22 protein-coding genes are annotated in these 17,112 nt (G+C 53.5%); 12 read left to right on the forward strand and 10 right to left on the reverse strand.

The genetic code is table 11. The features are described from left to right. Positions 1–69: 69 nt before the first annotated feature. The 3 genes from WCS52_02085 to WCS52_02095 all read left to right on the forward strand — a co-directional run bounded on the left by WCS52_02085 (position 70) and on the right by WCS52_02095 (position 1,911). Positions 70–477 carry a hypothetical protein gene (locus WCS52_02085; protein ID MEI6165959.1) on the forward strand — a complete coding sequence of 136 codons (408 nt, stop codon included), beginning with the start codon at positions 70–72 and terminating at the stop codon, positions 475–477. 590 nt (positions 478–1,067) lie between these two features. Then, entirely contained in the window at positions 1,068–1,553 is a 486-nt protein-coding gene (locus tag WCS52_02090; protein ID MEI6165960.1) for a hypothetical protein, read from the forward strand. A gap of 55 nt (positions 1,554–1,608) precedes the next feature. After that, positions 1,609–1,911, forward strand: coding sequence for a hypothetical protein (locus tag WCS52_02095; protein ID MEI6165961.1), 303 nt, complete (start codon positions 1,609–1,611; stop codon positions 1,909–1,911). Positions 1,912–2,851: 940 nt separating this feature from the next. Here WCS52_02095 and WCS52_02100 read toward each other — a convergent pair. Next, positions 2,852–4,417 carry a hypothetical protein gene (locus WCS52_02100; protein MEI6165962.1) on the reverse strand — a complete coding sequence of 522 codons (1,566 nt, stop codon included), beginning with the start codon at positions 4,415–4,417 and terminating at the stop codon, positions 2,852–2,854. A 20-nt stretch (positions 4,418–4,437) separates the two neighbouring features. Here WCS52_02100 and WCS52_02105 point away from each other — a divergent pair, with 20 nt between their 5' ends. Next, positions 4,438–4,656, forward strand: coding sequence for a MipA/OmpV family protein (locus tag WCS52_02105; protein MEI6165963.1), 219 nt, complete (start codon positions 4,438–4,440; stop codon positions 4,654–4,656). Here the strand turns inward: WCS52_02105 and WCS52_02110 are convergent, their stop codons facing one another. Then, complete coding sequence (locus tag WCS52_02110; GenBank protein ID MEI6165964.1) at positions 4,657–6,045, reverse strand: tetratricopeptide repeat protein; 1,389 nt, start codon at positions 6,043–6,045, stop codon at positions 4,657–4,659. 165 nt (positions 6,046–6,210) lie between these two features. Between WCS52_02110 and WCS52_02115 the strand changes: the two genes are divergently transcribed. The 5 genes from WCS52_02115 (at position 6,211) to WCS52_02135 (ending at position 10,878) form a co-directional block, all read left to right on the forward strand. Continuing rightward, a complete protein-coding gene (locus WCS52_02115) occupies positions 6,211–7,176 on the forward strand; it encodes an N-acetylmuramoyl-L-alanine amidase (GenBank protein MEI6165965.1) in 966 nt (321 codons plus the stop codon). Between the two features lie 123 nt (positions 7,177–7,299). Next, positions 7,300–8,358 (forward strand): N-acetyl-gamma-glutamyl-phosphate reductase, encoded by a 1,059-nt coding sequence (gene argC, locus WCS52_02120; GenBank protein MEI6165966.1) that lies wholly within the window; start codon positions 7,300–7,302, stop codon positions 8,356–8,358. A gap of 86 nt (positions 8,359–8,444) precedes the next feature. Continuing rightward, on the forward strand, positions 8,445–8,951 hold the full coding sequence (locus WCS52_02125) for a polymer-forming cytoskeletal protein (GenBank protein MEI6165967.1): 507 nt from the start codon (positions 8,445–8,447) through the stop codon (positions 8,949–8,951). Positions 8,952–8,992: 41 nt separating this feature from the next. Further along, on the forward strand, positions 8,993–9,898 hold the full coding sequence (locus tag WCS52_02130; GenBank protein ID MEI6165968.1) for a ParB/RepB/Spo0J family partition protein: 906 nt from the start codon (positions 8,993–8,995) through the stop codon (positions 9,896–9,898). 89 nt (positions 9,899–9,987) lie between these two features. After that, positions 9,988–10,878 (forward strand): M28 family peptidase, encoded by an 891-nt coding sequence (locus WCS52_02135; GenBank protein MEI6165969.1) that lies wholly within the window; start codon positions 9,988–9,990, stop codon positions 10,876–10,878. Here the strand turns inward: WCS52_02135 and WCS52_02140 are convergent. Beyond that, the gene (locus WCS52_02140) at positions 10,842–11,675 is read right to left on the reverse strand and encodes a 3'-5' exonuclease (GenBank protein ID MEI6165970.1); all 834 of its coding nucleotides are present in this window, start codon (positions 11,673–11,675) and stop codon (positions 10,842–10,844) included. The genes WCS52_02135 and WCS52_02140 overlap by 37 nt on opposite strands. A gap of 131 nt (positions 11,676–11,806) precedes the next feature. Between WCS52_02140 and WCS52_02145 the strand changes: the two genes are divergently transcribed. The 3 genes from WCS52_02145 to WCS52_02155 are packed head-to-tail and all read left to right on the forward strand — an operon-like array spanning position 11,807 to position 13,531. After that, complete coding sequence (locus WCS52_02145) at positions 11,807–11,959, forward strand: small basic protein (protein MEI6165971.1); 153 nt, start codon at positions 11,807–11,809, stop codon at positions 11,957–11,959. A gap of 1 nt (position 11,960) precedes the next feature. Beyond that, a complete protein-coding gene (locus WCS52_02150; protein MEI6165972.1) occupies positions 11,961–12,680 on the forward strand; it encodes a pseudouridine synthase in 720 nt (239 codons plus the stop codon). Between the two features lie 26 nt (positions 12,681–12,706). Next, positions 12,707–13,531, forward strand: a complete 825-nt coding sequence (locus WCS52_02155) for an SH3 domain-containing protein (GenBank protein ID MEI6165973.1) — start codon at positions 12,707–12,709, stop codon at positions 13,529–13,531. A 472-nt stretch (positions 13,532–14,003) separates the two neighbouring features. Here WCS52_02155 and WCS52_02160 read toward each other — a convergent pair whose 3' ends face one another. The 7 genes from WCS52_02160 to WCS52_02190 all read right to left on the reverse strand — a co-directional run bounded on the left by WCS52_02160 (position 14,004) and on the right by WCS52_02190 (position 17,105). Then, entirely contained in the window at positions 14,004–14,828 is an 825-nt protein-coding gene (locus WCS52_02160) for a hypothetical protein (GenBank protein MEI6165974.1), read from the reverse strand. A 5-nt stretch (positions 14,829–14,833) separates the two neighbouring features. After that, positions 14,834–15,124, reverse strand: a complete 291-nt coding sequence (locus tag WCS52_02165; GenBank protein ID MEI6165975.1) for a hypothetical protein — start codon at positions 15,122–15,124, stop codon at positions 14,834–14,836. Beyond that, entirely contained in the window at positions 15,121–15,288 is a 168-nt protein-coding gene (locus tag WCS52_02170) for a hypothetical protein (GenBank protein MEI6165976.1), read from the reverse strand. The genes WCS52_02165 and WCS52_02170 overlap by 4 nt, the downstream gene beginning before the upstream one ends. Beyond that, positions 15,285–15,413: a hypothetical protein gene (locus WCS52_02175; protein ID MEI6165977.1), complete on the reverse strand. Its 129-nt coding sequence runs from the start codon at positions 15,411–15,413 to the stop codon at positions 15,285–15,287. Before WCS52_02175 ends, WCS52_02170 begins: the two co-directional genes overlap by 4 nt. Positions 15,414–15,422: 9 nt before the next feature. Then, positions 15,423–15,602, reverse strand: coding sequence for a hypothetical protein (locus WCS52_02180; GenBank protein MEI6165978.1), 180 nt, complete (start codon positions 15,600–15,602; stop codon positions 15,423–15,425). A 196-nt stretch (positions 15,603–15,798) separates the two neighbouring features. Beyond that, on the reverse strand, positions 15,799–16,026 hold the full coding sequence (locus WCS52_02185; protein MEI6165979.1) for a hypothetical protein: 228 nt from the start codon (positions 16,024–16,026) through the stop codon (positions 15,799–15,801). Positions 16,027–16,028: 2 nt separating this feature from the next. Beyond that, complete coding sequence (locus tag WCS52_02190) at positions 16,029–17,105, reverse strand: AAA family ATPase (GenBank protein MEI6165980.1); 1,077 nt, start codon at positions 17,103–17,105, stop codon at positions 16,029–16,031. Between the last annotated feature and the right edge of the window lie 7 nt (positions 17,106–17,112).

The following is a 17,112-nucleotide window of genomic DNA, read 5'->3' on the forward strand; positions in this document are numbered from 1 at the left end:
CCAAACCTCGCAGAGTATGCCTCGCAAGCTCGGCAACTCTGAAGGCTGACGTTGGCAGGAGGAGAAATAATGAAGCAAAAGATTATCATGCTGGTGACGGTGTGTACGATTGCATTACTCATCTCCCCTGCTTTCGCTAAGCGGAGCACCCCTAAGACCGTCGCCCCAGTGTCCAAAGACGGGATCGAATACTCCGCCCCTCTCAATCGGGAGGGATTCGTCGTTGCGACATGGATTAAGACAAAACGTGAAATTTGGAGTCGGCAGATTTATGTTATCAAACACGAGTACAAATTCGGGCTTGAAACCGATGTTCAGACCTGTTTCATAACGAAACTTGAAATGCAGAACGGGAAACTGAAAATCAAGAACGAGGAAAAGGCTGAATTTGTACTCGATCTCGACACGATGGAAGTCAAGATTCTCTCAGGACAAGCTGTGATCGATTACACAAATTTCAAGCCACCAGAGAGATGAGGACTGCCAACCACACCTCGCTCGGTACGTCGCTGACGCGCCGACCGAGAAGGTGGCCGTTCGCATTAAGAATATGAGAACCATAATTGTATCATTGGTTATAGGAATCCTGATATGTGGGTGCTCCACACACAGTTCAAGGAATGATCGTGCTTTCCAAGAGAGAGGCCGTGAATTCCAGCATAACTGTTTCCCCACCAACGAAGCAGCAATACAACTTGGGAATAAATTACTTTCATCGGTTTTGACTGAAAGATCAGGCAATGGGAAGGAATATTGGGGTGCGACGGTCTCCTTTTATGGTGGAGGCGCGCCTCCAGGTGGAAATGCCAACTTAATGATTGCTCAAAATGTTCTGCTATTCGTTGAGATTGACCCCTTTCAAAATGTTGTGCCCGCCGCTGCAGCATATGAGGCGTGTGTTTTGGGTGAACTCATCTATATAGATCAAAAGATGAGGATCATTTATATAAAGGCCAAGCCGGAGAATTGGCGGCACGGAGACACGATGTGACAAAAGATGTGCGAACCACACAATTCTGGCTATCGTCGCTTCGCTCCTCAGCCAGATTGTGAACGTTCGCTAAGACATGAGAATAAAACCGATAATATTGACGATCGGGATTGTCGTTATAAGTGCGGCATTTATACTAATCACGAGCCTGGTGTCGAAGGAACAACCGATTACTAGCGTTGATGTCTTGGGAAAAACGATACTGATGGGGTTGACATTCGAAAATGTTGACCAGGGATGGTCGGAGCTTCACCAAACCCACGGAAAGATCGTTGCCCTCACCAACGGGTTTCTGCAAATAAAAAAAGATGATGGCGATCTTTTCATGTTGCCATTCAACTTGGAGGGCATCTTGCGGGCCAAACCAGGAGAGTATCGGGAAAAGGAAACCGGACAGGTAATCGAGGATCCAGACTTCTTGGTCACGTGGACTGTCGGCAATGCGCAGCGTGACCTTATCGCCATAAGGATGAAATATGGTTTTGGCGAGTTCGAGCAAGACAAGGGCAGCGAACAACGAGGAATGACAAACAGCGAACAACACGGTCGACTCGTACGGTGAATCCTGGCGGGTTCACCGCCGGTGACCGTCGACGTTCGGCCAGAAAATATAATGTATGAATACAGAGCGACACATTGTTGAGTGGATCATCTCGGCGCCATGCCTTGCGTTCTGGCTGTTCTGCGTTGTCATCAACCCGATTCTCTTCGTCCGCAGAGACATCCTGGACCGGCCAAACATTCCATCAGTGATTCCAATAGTCGGAGGAATTGTGGGTGGGATCGGATTGATGAACATTCCCATCGCCCATATCAATCACTGGTACTGGATTGCCGGGCTTCTGGACTTCGGTTCGGCACCTTGGCTCGTATACGTCTTGGGAAAAGCTGGAATCGAACGAATTAGAATGATGAAATAAGCCCGAACCACACAATTCTGGCTTTCGTCGCTCCGCTCCTCAGCCAGAATCGGACCGTTCTGTGAAGAGATGAAATGATGAAGCCGAAGCCATTGCCACCGCGAACTGTCCTAAGGCTCCATCGATTGTGGCCATATGCCCGAAAGCAAGGTCATGAGATTGGGGAGATTAGGAGAGTTGGCTACTATTCCCCGCAGGATGGACTCGATTGCGTCTGGCTTGTGGACAAAGCTGGCAAGTACAATTGGACGGCTGACCACAAATGGGTATGTGCGAAGTTTGAAGTCGTCAAACTCTCAACCGAGACGGACCTCTTCGGGAAGACCAAACGGAGACTAGGTAAATTAAAGATGAAATGATCACAGAACCACGGCCTGCTGGGTACGTCGCTGACGCGCCGCGCGTGAAGGCTAACGTTGGCTTAACATTATGAAAATTAAGATTTTAATATTAGTTCTCGTGATATCTGCACTTTTTACTTCGTGGATTATTTATCAGTTATATCTCTGGCCTCCGGATATGTGAAGGGATTTCTTCAATTCAAAGCTGAATGGGCATTTTTTCCGGGGGCCTTTTTCTTGACATTGTTCCAGAGGGCAAACCGTGGACCGTGTGAGGGTGCGAGACGATAATGGAAATGAATACGCTGAATGGGCAAAGTGTGTGTGTTGGTTCTTTGGAATCATAACATACAAGATGGAAGTGATTGGGGCTTCGCGGAAGCGGGTGCCTTTGATCTTGTTTTGGGTCACGACCTCAAACTCATCGTGTTACCAGCGGAATCCGGCGGATCGAAATGCGGGGAGTCGTGGCGCCTATTTGCTCCGAGCATGAGCCAAGCGCACTTTGTATTCTGTGGAGAAAATGAAGAGCCGAACAATGCCTCGGAGATTTCAGGACCCGCGCCGAGCGCGGATTCCTCGGCGCATCAAGGCTGACGTTAACGGGATTCCGCCGCTTTGACATGCCGCCAGACCCGCCCCTTGAATTCACCTTCTGTCACGGTGGGCTTTATCAAGCCCTTGCGAATCAGGGTTTGACGCAAGATATCAGCCTGGCTATCCGATTGGCCCCGTGAGTAAGTCCGGTCGTGAATGGTGTTGTGGATAATGGAAATGGCCCGGCGCGTCTTTTCCGCATCTGTCGTGGGCTCATAATCCGTGGCCAGTCCCTTGGCCATCCCGAATACTGAATATAGCCCGCCCACCGGGAGCCCCATTAATTGTGTAGCCGCCTTGATTACCTTAACAATCTTGTCCATATCAACCGGCTTGTCATTCAGCAGGTTTCCAGCGAAATACGCGATTTCGTCGAGAGGCTTCTGGATTATCAGGCCTCCACCGCTCAGGTAAGTCCCTGAAGCCGCGCTGAAGACCTTGTCCATGACCTGGCCTGATCCGGGGACAACGGTGTCCATGGACTGGTTAATCCCGTCCAACAGGGCCATTTCTTCAGCCTTATCCTTATCATCGTCAGGGCCGGCCCTCAGTGACCGCAGGAAAGCATGGATCATGACCGTGGCTATCAAGGATGCCGATAGACCCAGTGCCGCCAAGGCGATGCCCTTCTTGCTTCCGTCGAGAATTTGCTCGATCAGGAAATTGCGGGCGGTCACATTCTGGCTCAGGAACGGGAACAAGCCGCCCAGGGTGGACTCCCTGACATCCTGAATGAATGGCGAGTCATCAATATCACTGCTACTGTTCTGGGTGGCACGGGTGCCATTGGCGATGATGGTACGAGTCTCCCGCTCTGAAACCCCCTCCGCTACCAGCCCCTTGAACGCCATAATAGCATTGCGCTGTTCCGCGTGCATCATGGGATTCAGGGATTCATTCCCCCAATGGCGAACAACCATGGCCACTTTGCTTCTGGTATTTGGGACCAACCCGCGTGCGACAGGTGAAGCGATATGACTGTAATCACCGGCCCAGCGGTCGCCCAGATACCCATGTTCCATCAGGAAATCAAGGATCCGCATGTTCTCCTGAGTTGACGGCAGACTTGGGAGAGGGATCCTGGTCGTCTTAATCAGGGTTGGGTGTGCGAGATGTGCCAGCATGATTGACGCGGCCTTGGGATGGTCCTTGGCGATATAAGCAGCCAGCAGGAACGAACCGGGGAGACGGTTGTTCCAGTAGGGTCCGGGATTCCAGGCCAGGACTGAGCGCATGACGTTTGAGGACAGATTGGCAATGACCTTGCCCACTCCCTGATGAATGACCTGGGAGCCGGCGAGGTTATTTGTAGTTTGTGTGAGGCGTCTTATCCAGGCGGTCCCCATCCGTTCGACCAGTTCACGATGCAAAGCCCCGTTGTTCGTTTTCAGGGCATTCCTGACATTACGAAGGGGGATCGTCAGGCCGATATATCGGGCCATTCCGTCAACGTGCGAGTCAAAAGCACCGAAGATATTGCCGATCTGGATTGGCAAGGTGTGCTCAACCGGGGCATGAGTGAAGCCCATGTTCTCAAGAAACTTCTGGGTTCCGGTCCAGGTATTCAATTCCTCGGCAAGAATATGGAGTGCCTGCAGATCTTGCCAGTGAGGGACGTCCGGCGTATGAGCCCGGCGATGTGGTGAATCCCGAGATCGGGTTGTCCGTTTTGCGTGAATTGAGGAACGATTGGCGTGTTATTCTCTCTGCCAGTGTCATTTTCCTGGCTCCGGAACTTACGGCCAGTCCGATTGTCGAAAAGTCTCAGGTCTTTACCGGGTTTGGGGCCATCAACCGGTTGTTCTGACTATTTGCCATAGCCTTGCTCGACCTTGGCGGCCACATCGAGATAGCCGATTTCGATCTGATAAATCTGTTTGAAGCACTCCATGGCTTCGGGCGCACGTCCAGTAAGCTCAAAGATGGCACCGAGTTCATACACCACGGCCTTTTTGGTGTCGTCCATAACGGGTAATTCGGCCACAGCCTGTTGCAACTGGTCGATGGCCATATCGTATTGCTGTTTGGCCCGGAAGCACCGGCCGATATAGAAAAGCGACTGAATCCGGCGCTGGGCATTGCGTTGCGAGGCTTGGAATTGCTGGATGGCCTCATTGATCCGGTTCTGCTCAAACAGCAGGATGCCGAACTCATACTTCAATTGCAGATCATTCGGGTAACGCGTCACGCGATCCTGGAGGTCGCTGGTCAGGAATAGCTCGCGATCTTTTTGTTTCGCTTCGACGCCTGCGGTCATGCCGGCCGCCTTGAGCTTCGTGATTTCTTCATCCATCATTTGAATCCGAATGGAGCTGATCGTCTGATCAATCTGAGGGTCGCGCCCCCCGGATACGACTTGGGCCTCCTGGAGGGTCGTGATGGCGTCAGCGAACATCTTGCTGTCTTTATAAAGATTGGCCAGCGCGCGCCGGTAATTCATATTCCCCGGCTCGCGTTTGATCCGGGCCTTGTTTTCCTCGATCATGATGGTGGTGTCATTTTTATCCACCACGGCTTTGGACTCGCGGGCGAGCATATCGGCCTCTTTCCGGTCGCGGATGAGATCGGTGAACTTGGTGCCCTTTGTTCCCACCTTTTCCCAGCCGTCCTTAGACATGCTGTCGATCGCCATGGCGTCTTTCAGGAGCTTCAGTGCGCCACTATCCTGCGGCTTGATCTCGCAGAGTGTCTCGAAGCACTCTCTGGCGAGGCGGGGTTGGTCGGTGGACATGTACAGGCGCCCCAGCCGTTCCAGGAGGTCGGTGTTCTGCGGGTAATGCTCTTTCGCGATCGCGAGTGTTTGGACGGCGATCTCGGGTTCGCCAGCGGCGAGGGCGGCATTATCGAGGAGTTTGATATAATTCAGGTTCAAGGGGTCTTTTAGCAGCAGCTTTTCGGCGGCTTGCAATGCTTCCATGGGTTTGGATTTAAGCAGCGCCTGAGCTTTGATCAGGTTGGAGAATCCCGTAATGGAGGAAATGAGGTGCGTAAGCTGCCCGCCACCCTGACTTTTGAAGCGCTTGATTTCGGCGGCCCGCAGGAATTTCCGGGCCTTATGAAGCCGGGGTTCAAGGGCCAGACAGGCGGTGAACATGTCGATGGAATAGTCCAGATTACCGCGCTCCATGGCCACAAAGCCGCGATTGAACAAATCCTTGATCTTCTGCGGAACCTGTTCAAGAGTCACTTCAGCCATGGTTCATACCCCTTGTGTAATTGATGCGTAGAGCTGTATGTCGCTTGACATACTCTTGTTCCGTATATCAAAGTACGTGGTTTGCGGCTACAAAAAATCATAACACAGACAGGACAAAAAACGGTGGCAAGGATCATGCTGATAGCGGGAAGAATAGGGGCGGGATTGATAGTTGCCCTATTGCTGCTGGTCCTGTCGATGCCGGCCGAGGCCGTTGTGTTCCGTGGATTAGGATTGAATGAAGTCATGGCGTCTTATGGGTTCGGGGCTCCTGCTGAATACGGGAAGAGCGCCGTGTATCGAAGTCGCACCAGTACCGTGATTTTCGAGGCCGGCAGCCGGCGGGTGGTGGTGAACGGAGTTTCCTTATACTTGAACCGGAGCGTTTTGAAAGCGGCTGGAAATTGGGTGATTACTCCGGTGGATGCCGTGGATACCGTTGGAGCCGTTCTGCTCCCTTCGCGGGCCCTGCGAAAAGCTGAGTCGGCTTTGGTGGTGCTTGATCCCGGGCATGGCGGGGCTGATCCCGGCGCCGGGCAAGGGTCCCTGCAGGAAAAGGGTTTAACCCTGGATATCGCCAAGCGCGTGCGGGCCCGGCTGCGTGAGAGCCAGGTGAATGTGATGTTGACGCGGGATCGTGATGCGACGATGAGCCTGGAAGAGCGATGCTGGCGGGCCGACCGCTATGGCGCGGATGTGTTTGTGAGCATCCATTTGAATGCATCCCGTAATCAGGCAATATCAGGATTGGAGACTTATATTGTCCCTGCATCGGGCTACCCGACAACGGTGGAACTGGAGCAAAATGTGCTTAGCTTGCAACGTAAAGACTGCTCCGGTAACCGGTACGATGGGGCAAATGTCGTGCTGGCCCAATATCTGCAGAAGGGGCTGTTAGCTCACACGGGTGCCTTCGATCGCGGGATTCGGCGGGCCCGGTTTTATGTGATCCGCAATGCCAGCAGTCCCGCCGCTCTGGTGGAGTGCGGATTTTTGTCCAACCGCGGGGAAGCTAAGAAAATTCTGGATGCCGATTATCGGGATAAGATTGCGGAAGGGGTCGCGCGGGGTATCCTCACCTATCTCAGCCGGGTGCGCCTGCAGCATCTGCCGCCCGTCAGGAATATGTAAGAGTTCAAAGTTTCGAGTCCAAAGTTCAAAGTTGTAAGTTGAGTGTTGACTGGCTAAAATCGGCCGTTTCAAGGTGAACTTTCAGCTTTGAACTTTCAATATTCAACTTCAAGGAGAGCCAGAGTGATTACTGCAAGGGTTATTGGTGCCAGCGGGTATGGGGGAGTGGGGATTATTGAGCTGTTACTCGGGCATCCGGATGTCAAAATTGCCGGACTGGTCAGCTTGACGGATGTCGGTGTGCCGATCAGTCAGATCTATCCGCATCTGGCCGGCGCCTGTGATATGTTCGTGGTCGCCCCCACGGACCCTTCCGTAAAACAGCCGGTGGATGTGGTGTTTATGGCCACCCCGGACGGGGTAGGAATGAAGATGGCGCCCGAACTTTTGGCCAGTGGGGCCAAGTTGGTCGATTATAGCGGGGACTTCAGATTCAATACCCCCGAGAGCTATGCTGCCTATGCCACCCGCATTGGACGTGATCCCCAACATACGGCCCCGGAGCTTCTGCCCGAAGCGGTGTACGGGGTTCCGGAATTACATCGGCGTAAGATCAATTCCAAGCGGCGGGTGGTCGGAAATCCCGGATGTTTTGCGGTGAGCTGTATCCTGGGGCTGGCCCCGGCCGTGAAGCACGGCTTGATTGATCCTTTCAGCGCAATCTGTGACTGTAAGACCGGTGTGTCTGGCGCGGGAAAAAAACTCAATGCGTCCTTCCACTACCCTGCGCGCTATGAAAATGTAAATGCCTACAAACTGTCCGGCCATCAGCATGTGTGCGAAATTGAGCGGGAGTTGAGCTTGCAGGCGGGCGTGGATATCCGGGTGACGTTTACGGCCCAGGTGGTTCCGGTGTGTCGAGGGATTCTCTCCAGCCTGTACGGGCAATTGAAGGCCGATACGAAGGTTGAAGAGGTGATCGCCTTGTACCGTGAATTCTACAAGGATAGCCCGTTTGTCCGGATTTTTGACCGGAATGCCAATATTGGAACCATTCATGTGCGCGGGACGAACTACTGCAACCTGATTGTGGATGTGGATGCGCGCACCCGGCGGCTGCGGGTGATCGCCCATATTGATAACCTGGTCAAAGGTCAGGCGGGCTCCGCGCTTCAAAATATGAACCTGCTGTTTGATCTGCCGGAGGCAACCGGACTGACGCGGGTGGGAATGTATCCATAAATCTTAATCGTAATCTTAATCATAATCACTCGCTCAGAAGTGGATTAAGATGAGGATTAAGATTACGATTAGGATTTCGATGTAGAATGAAAACACAAATAAAGGACATGATCATGGAAGAAGTCAGGACGATTATTGCGGATGATGTGGAAATTAACGGCTCCATCAAGTGCTCGGGCAGCATTAAGATGGCTGGCAAAGTCAATGGGGATGTCACGACAACGGGCGATGTGTCTGTGGAGAAGGGGGCCGCGATCAAAGGCAATGTGGTCGCTGCGTCGGTGGTGGTGCATGGCATGATCAAGGGCAACATCATCGCGAAGGAACGCATTGAGCTGAAGGGGACGGCCCGGGTGTCCGGTGATATCAAGGCGCGGCGGTTGGTTGTGGAAGAAGGGGTCAGTCTGGTGGGCAAGTCCGAGATTACGCCGGTCGAGTCGGCTTCCGGCGATGTGACGCTTGATCTGGATGTGCCCGTTGCCGCCTCAATTGATACGGTGAAGGGTGACGACGAGATGGGTAAGCCCGGTTTGTCGGCGCGCCCTGCGATGGATCCTCGCGCCCGGCCCGGTCAGCTTTTTGCCCGTAAATAAATGTTTTGTTATTGCATGATGGTTGACAGGAGGGATGAGGGATGGCGGTAAAACACGGTTTGGGTCGGGGGTTGAGTGCGTTGATTAAGGATACTCCCACCGTGGCGGCCCCGACCCCTGCGCCGGTATCTGGCACAGGGGGGCCGTTGATGATTGAGGTCGTCAAGATCCGGCCCAATCCCTTTCAGCCGCGTCGGACCTTTGTGCGGGAGGCGCTGGATGAACTGGTCGCCTCGGTGCGCGAGCATGGCGTGCTGGAACCCCTCCTGGTTCGCCAGGCGGAAGATGGATATGAGCTGATTGCCGGTGAGCGGCGCTGGCGGGCCGCGCAGGAGGTCGGGCTGAAGCAGGTGCCTGTGGTGGTGCGTGAGGCCACCGACCTGGAGGCTCTGGAAATCGGGCTGATTGAGAATCTGCAGCGGGCGGATTTAAATGTGGTTGAGGAGGCCGAGGGGTATCAGGTCCTGGCGCAAACCTTCAAGCTGACCCAGGACGAGATTGCGCAAAAAGTGAGTAAGGCCCGGGCGTCGGTGGCCAATGCGCTCCGCCTGTTGTTGCTTCCAAAAGAAGTAAAAAAGTTTCTCGCTGAGGGACTGATTTCGACCGGGCACGCCAAGGTGTTGCTCTCGCTTGCGACTGAGCCTGAACAATGCAAAATGGCGGAACGCATCATCAAGGAGGGCGTCTCGGTCCGGGAACTAGAGCGGATTGTGGAGCATTCCCGAAAAACTCCCAGGAAAAAGGCCGTCGAGAAAGAGGATATCCCAGCAAGCCATCTCGTGTATCTCACGGATAAGCTCCATCAGCATTTTGGAACCAGTGTTCAGGTTCATCCCTGCCGGACTACGGCCAACGGCCGGAAAGTCAAGGGGTACATCCAACTCGATATCTACACGAACGACGACTTGGATCGCATTCTTGAGCTTTGCGGGCTTGCGGAACGATGAGGGGGAAGGGGTTAAGCCTTAGACGGTCAGGCGGTTGGGCCTTAATTCCTGTTTTTCTGCTGATGGCCTCGTGTGGGCGACAAGAGGTGATGGCGCCCGCCATCAAGGCTGATTATCAGGTTTCTGAGTTCAAGGGGTCGGATGCCTTCACTGAAGTGGATCACTTCTTGAAGTCAGGGTCCGGGGTAGCCGGGTCTCCTGCGGCCGGGAAAGCGGCCGATTATCTGGTCAGGCGTTTACAGGAAATGGACGTTTCGGCCTCGATGGACACCTTTGAAGAGGCGACCCCCGACGGGGTCAAGACGTTCAGGAATGTCATCGGCGTTATCCCTGGTTTCCAAAAACGCATCATCATTCTGGGCGCTCATTACGATCTGAAGTCCGGAATCGACTCCTTTGTTGGTGCAAATGACTCCGGATCCGGGGTGGGATTACTGTTGGCGATGGCGCCGGTGCTGAAAGCCGCTTCTGCCGCAGGGAATGAAGTCTGGCTCGTTTTCCTGGATGGTGAGGAATGCCGGGTGAACTATGGGCCAAATGATGGGTTACACGGGAGTCGGCATCTGGCGGGTAAGCTGGTCGCTGAGGGCCGGGTTCCCAAGGTGCAGGCCTTTATCCTTGTTGATATGATCGGCGATCGAGACCTGAACGTCACCCTCCCACGCAATAGTGATCCCGCATTAATGGCGGCGGTGTTCAAGGCGGCCGCTGCGGCCGGAACACGGGCGGTCTTCGCGTTAAGTGATTATACCATTCTGGATGACCATCAGCCGTTTCTGGACAAAGGGATTCCGGCGGTTGATCTCATTGATTTTCAATACGGCTCGGCCCCCCATCTCAATGACTATTGGCATACCGCCAACGATACGCTGGACAAGCTCAGTGCCAATAGTCTTGAAATAGTGGGGCAGGTGGTGCTGCGTGTGATGAATGACCTCTCGGCTCAGTCGAGATCAGTCCCTTTCAAGGCGGACAACTGATCGGTCAAGGCGGAGCCGACGGGACTGACTTTCTCGCCGTTCAAGATTTTCTCGACGATGGCCTTGGTGTCGCTTGCGAAATCGCTTTTGAGAATCCAGCGGAGGAAGTTAGGGTCACGCTTGGAGAGGTCGCTGAGTTTTTCGCCCTTTTTCTTGCCGAAATTAATGGCGATCTCACCGTTGACCCAGCGGAGTTTACCGTCACGATCCACCCAGGACGGGTCGCGGAGATCGCAATACTTGTCGAGTTCATTCATGGTTCTGGGAAGATCCGGGTACCGGTTGAACTGCCCTTCAAGCACTCTCACGGTGGCCAGGGCGTCGGCTTCTGCGCGGTGTCCTTCCAGAAACAGTTCCCCGCAGTAATGCTGCAGGGCGGCTTTGAGGTCGCGGGGCTCCCGCTTGTGGTAGATGCGCTGGGCATCCACCATGCGGCGGCCTTCCATGCTGAAGTTAATGCTGGCTCGCAGAAATTCTTCGATCAGCATGGGGATGTCGAACCGGATGATATTGTAGCCGGCCAGGTCACATCCTTCCAGAAACCGGTAGATTTCAGGCGCCAGGTCCCTGAACAGGGGCTTACCGGCTACGTCCGCCTCGGTGATGCCATGGATCGCCGAGGATTCAGGAGGGATGGGGATGCCCGGGTTGACGATAAACGTTCGTAGCTCCTGCAACCCCTTGGGAGGGAGTAGTTTCACGATTGATAACTCAATAATGCGGTCAGACCTCGGGTTGATTCCCGTCGACTCAATATCAAAAACGGCCAGTGGCCGATCCAATTGCCAATTAAACATGTATCCTCCGATTTCAAGCACCATAACCCAGTGTCTTTAAAAAAGCAACGCAAGCTATTGACAGCGGGGCTTCTTTTCGCCATTATCTGCGGCCCTGTAATGAAAGCAGGTTAAAGAGTTGGAGTACGATCATGTCGATGCATTCAAGTTTAAAGTCGGCGGATAAAATCGCCACCAAGCGTAATGTCCTTAAGCGTTTCGAAAGAGTTGACCTCCTGCGCAAGCGCGGGAAGTGGAAAGAGGGCAACCGCGGACAAGGGCTTCCCAAAACGAAGCCTGAGTAAGCTGGTTCGTCTTCAGAAATATCTCGCCTCCTGTGGCGTAGGATCCCGGCGTGCCTGCGAGCAATTCATCGCAGACAGCCGGGTTTCTGTCAATGGAGCGGTCGTGTCCCAGCAGGGCGTTTCTGTCACGCCGGGCGTCGATGTGGTCGCCATGGATGGGCAGCAGGTGTTTCCCCAGCAGAAGCTCTACTTCATGCTCAATAAGCCTGGCGAGGTGCTATGCACCTGTCAGGATACGCATGGGCGGCGCACCTTCCTTGATTTTTTTCCAGGAATTACCGAGCGCCTTTATCCTGTCGGACGACTGGATCAGGATAGCGAGGGGCTGTTGATTGTCACCAACGATGGCGAGTTGGCGCTGCGCTTGACTCATCCCCGCCATGAAGTGGCGAAGATCTACCATGTCCGCCTGAATTATCCGTTGCCCGAGCAGGCCAGACGCCGCATGCTTTCGGGGATTGAATCAGAGGGCGAGATGCTTCACGCGGAGGCGGTCAGTCCTGTGCTGGCGCGGCCCTCCGAATATCTCATTACTCTCCGGGAAGGCCGCAAACGACAGGTGCGGCGCATGGTGCGGGAGTTGAAGCTCCGCGTATTGACCTTGCAGCGTATTTCCGTGGGCTCCCTGACGTTGGGGACCTTGCCCTTGGGGAAAGTGCGGGCATTGTCCCGGGCTGAAATCGAGACCTTGTTCCGTGAGGCTGGCGAAGCGCATGCCTGATAGTTCCTTGTTGATCGGGAGTTAACATGAAGAAATATTGGATAGCCTTGGTTTTGGGAAGCCTGCTTTCTGCCGGTGCGGCGGAATCGACTAACCTTCAGGTCCGGGTGGTTGCGGATGATGTCAATGTTCGTGTCCGGCCGGATGCAGGAACTGAAGTGGTGTCTCAAGTCCAGGCGGGCCAGGTCCTGACGGTTGTCCGGATGGACGGCGATTGGTTCGGGGTTCTGGCGCCGACGAATGCGGGGCTTTGGATAAAGAAGCAATTTGTGAAGGCAGGCGTGGTGACGGGCGATAAAATCCGGCTCCGCTCCGGACCCGGCATCAGTTATCGTGATGTGGGGACGGTCAGTCAGGGCGCGGCATTAACTGAAATGGAAAGTCACGGGGATTGGCTGAAAGTGGCCGCCCCGGCCGAGCTTGTGTTATGGATCAGTCGCACGGTGGTTCAGGCGATTGAGGAGACGGTGCCGGCTGCGCCTGTCAAGGTTGAGGGAACGCCGGGGCCGGCTGGGGAGAAGGGGGCTGTAGTGGCCAATCCGCCGTTGTCTCGGGAACTGCCTGCGGGGCTGAGCCGGGATGACCTTGCGCCGGTGTTGGGGCAGGGGGCGTTGGTGGAGCGGTCGGGGCTGGTTGAGCGGGTCCCCCTGGCGTTTTTCCGTGGCATGGATTACCGGTTGGTGACCCTGCGCAATCAACAAAAAGTAACCTTGTGTTATCTCCGGGGCAATGAATCGCAGCTACCCGCCCTGGTTGATCGACGCTTGACGGTAAAAGGGCGGGAATACTGGTTGAACAATCAACGGTATGCCGTCATTTATCCCGAGTTGATTACGCCTCTGGCGGAGTAAATTTAGTCAGGCCGAAGTGTGCATGCACAGGTGGCAGCCGACGTCCCGGCGGCTGATGGGCGGCAGGGGGGCAAGTAATCGTTCGCCGGGACGTCGAACGCCACCTTAAGACGCAGCCGGCAATTCTCCTGGTCGGAGACCATCCGTAACTCAAGCCGTCAGGCGCTTTAATATCCTTTTCAATCTCGCCGCCCTACTACGCCCTGCGGCGGGTACGCCTGGTGCTTCGAAGGGCGCCATCCTTCGCTCGGCAATTCTCTTGGTCGGAGACCATCCGTAGCTCAAGCATTAGCGCTGTATTGAACAACGCCATTTGAGAATTTTTATCAACGATCTGAGATATTATGTCTCATTTGCCTGTTACTGAGACACCTTATGCGAGAAATAAGTCTCACTTGCAATATAAATGCAGGGAAGTTTTAAGGGTGATGCAGAGGTGAAAAACTGGCGTTGCAAAGCAGAAAAACTGCTCTTAAAACGGCACTTCAGAAGGGGGTTCTGATGAGCCGCCTTTCATATACTTAGCGGGAACGCCTTCAGGGCATCGGCAGTCGCCTTTGCAAGTGTCAGGATTGCACCTTGTTGGAAGGCATTTTGGACGGATTTCTAAGCGCTTGCAGAGGCGGCGAATATGGGTGTCCAGCATCTGTAAAACTTTGATGAGAATGGCGGATGGGGCTTCAGCTAGATCAGGTAGAAGGCTTGATTGCGTCCAGATCGCCCGGACATACTCCCATGTAACAGGAGTCTTCTCCAGCCAGGAGAGATCTGACATGTACTGAGTTATCCCCCACCTCACCCGGATCTCCGTTGCCTGTGAAAAGTGGTCAATGAGATGGTCATCTCCTGAGATGGTGGCGAGCTCGGCCATTACCTTATCAAATGACTCACGGCGATCGGTAGCGTGATGCCCCATGATGCCATGGGAAAGAAGCAGATCAGAAACCCAGTCATTGAAATCAAGGTCATCAGGAAATAGGCCCGTTGTGCGGCCGATGTCGAATGATTTTCGGGCTTCCTTTGAGAACCACGATGTTTGCGACTGGGTCCAACCTTTGATGATGATGGGCTGTGGATCCCCGGCAAGAAGCATGAATCGGTCAAGGAGGGTTTGATAGTCACGGGTGGGATCAGCGTCACGGGTGGACCACAAGCCGGTGGCACTGTGCACCTGGTCACGGTACCAGGTTTCTTTTGCGGGTTTATTGTTCGGGGAAAGCCCCTCCAATCTGCAATGCTCTAGCCACGCCTTTTCGACGAGGGGCCGGTATACAGATTGTTGGGGTTTTGTAAGCATAAATATTATCCCTCCAGCAGCGCCACAGCTCCCGATGCCTTCATTTCCAATATCTCCCCAAGAGCGATCCCCGATATCGCCGCCATGCTCTTTGGATCGGTCAACTCCGATAACACCTTGCGCTCATAATCAAGAGCGGTCCGGATATGGCCCATGGCGGCCACATGATGTGGGCGGCCATCCTTCTCCCGGATCTCCTTCATCTTGCGCATGGTCAGATCCAGGATCACAGTCAAGGCCCCGATCGTGCGGACGTAGTCGCAGTCGGAAACTGATTTGATCATTGCCTCAGTCATTGCTGATCCTTTTCACGGTTTTCTTTATTCCGGTGAAGAATAACGAGAATAAATTGTCCAAAGCATAGCCCACAAAGAAAAATCCTCACCCATTCCTCATGAGCCACACACGCACCTACAAGAATAATGTTTCCAATGATGTCTTCCACCTGACTTTGCTTCATGTCGTAATCTCCAATCCCGCTAGATTCTCCCGATAGAACCGGCATTTCTTCCAGTAACAGATGCCTTTTTTCTGGCATCGGGCGGTGAAGACACAGCCGCCTTTTTTACGTTTCCCAATCTTCATATTCACCCCTTAAATATTCAGCGCATTCACAAGGTTATCGATAGCCTCATTAATCCATTTTTTAATTAAAATATCTCTTTTGGAGGGAGAACGTCGTTTAATGGGAGTTTTTTCGATATCCATTAATGCCCAATTTGCATTATTGAGCGCATTAATAAGCAGCCCACGACTATCTTTTGACAGGCTCATTATTTTGCATTCCCTTTCTGTAATTTTCAGAGATGTCGGTCTATTGCCAAACGAACGGTTTTCTGAGTGTCCGGCCAAGCGAGTGCAGCCCTAAGAATAGTAGGAGGCATATTTTTAATGATTCTAAGCCTGTCTTCAACCCCACAATACTGAGATTTTACACCACAAAAAACGCGGCCATCTTCCCACGGGTTTTTCATGATTGAGCCTTTTTAATTGATTTCTGCACCTTTTTAACCAGTCTCCGTCGCGCAGACTCAGTTTGAGAATCTGTTAAAAGTCCGAATATGCAGAGGCGTGAAATTGCCTGAGAATATTCATCGAAACTCATAAGATCGGTTGCCGGGGCCAATCCTGCAAGTTGTTTGACAAGCGGTTCACACATTAATCCGATATCAAATGTCCTGGTGGTTTTAGTTGTCATTATTATTTCCCCTCCTGTTTTTCGCCCATCATTTGCTGGCGCAGGGCGATGGCTTTCCACACATGTTCCTCTGTCATGGGTTGCCGGGACTTGTTGGCGATCCGGCTGGCAACCTTTAGGGTCTCAACCAGGATACCCAGGCGGCCGAGGCTGTTGGCGATCTGGTCAAGGGCCTGAATTAACTTGTCACTGGGATCCTTCAGGTACTGGTTGACGATTGGCTTGAAGTCTTTGACCTTGATGCGCTTAGGAAGCCGGATAGGCATCCCAATGCGCCCCAGGACCTGCTCGAACTGGTAATGGGCCTTGCGGAGCTCATCATCAAAGCGCTGGGTGGCAATGAGTGCCAGGGCGCATCCCTGGCCATCATTGTAAAGGTCACGTAGGATCTCGATATTGACGGGGTTTGTCCGGCGGTCCCCGGGGAGCAGCCGATGGGCCTCATCCACAATCAGGATCCGGTTCTTATTGAATGCCCGGCTCAGGGCCTCCATCAGTTGCGGCACACAGAGGTTCTTACTCACCCCGACAACGTCAGCAATGCGGCGCAGGAGCATCTTGGTGCCACCATAGGGAGGGGCCACCACATAGACACTGCGGCCGTGATTGTTTTCATCACGCCATTTCTTGGTGGCCACGCTCTTTCCCATCCGGCTTTCCCCAATGATCATCGTGATGGAATTGTTAGCCAGGGCGTAATCGAGTCCCGCTGAAATCATCTGGGAAATCCCGTTGTCCACAATCTCATTGGATTGAATGGTACTGCGGGTCTCGGCAATGCGCTTGTAACTCTGGATCCCCTTGCAGACGTTGGGATAACTGCCCTCATAGATTCCCTTCAGAACCTTGAAAATAGTGGTGCGATCATATTCAATCGCCTCAACGGCATCATCCCAGCCCATGTGGTTATCCAGGAGATGCTGGTGAAACCACAGAAGATCATCCTGCACTCCTTTTTCAAGGGCCTTCCAGTTGTCCAGATTCAGCGGGATATTAATCCTGCTGTGAGCGCTTGCCGCTTTTGCTTCCAACGCCCGCTCAGCACCCGGAACCGTCCCATTCTTTCCAATCTCATCCATTACCATT

Source organism: bacterium (assembly GCA_037128595.1).
GTDB lineage: Bacteria > Verrucomicrobiota > Kiritimatiellia > CAIKKV01 > CAITUY01 > JAABPW01.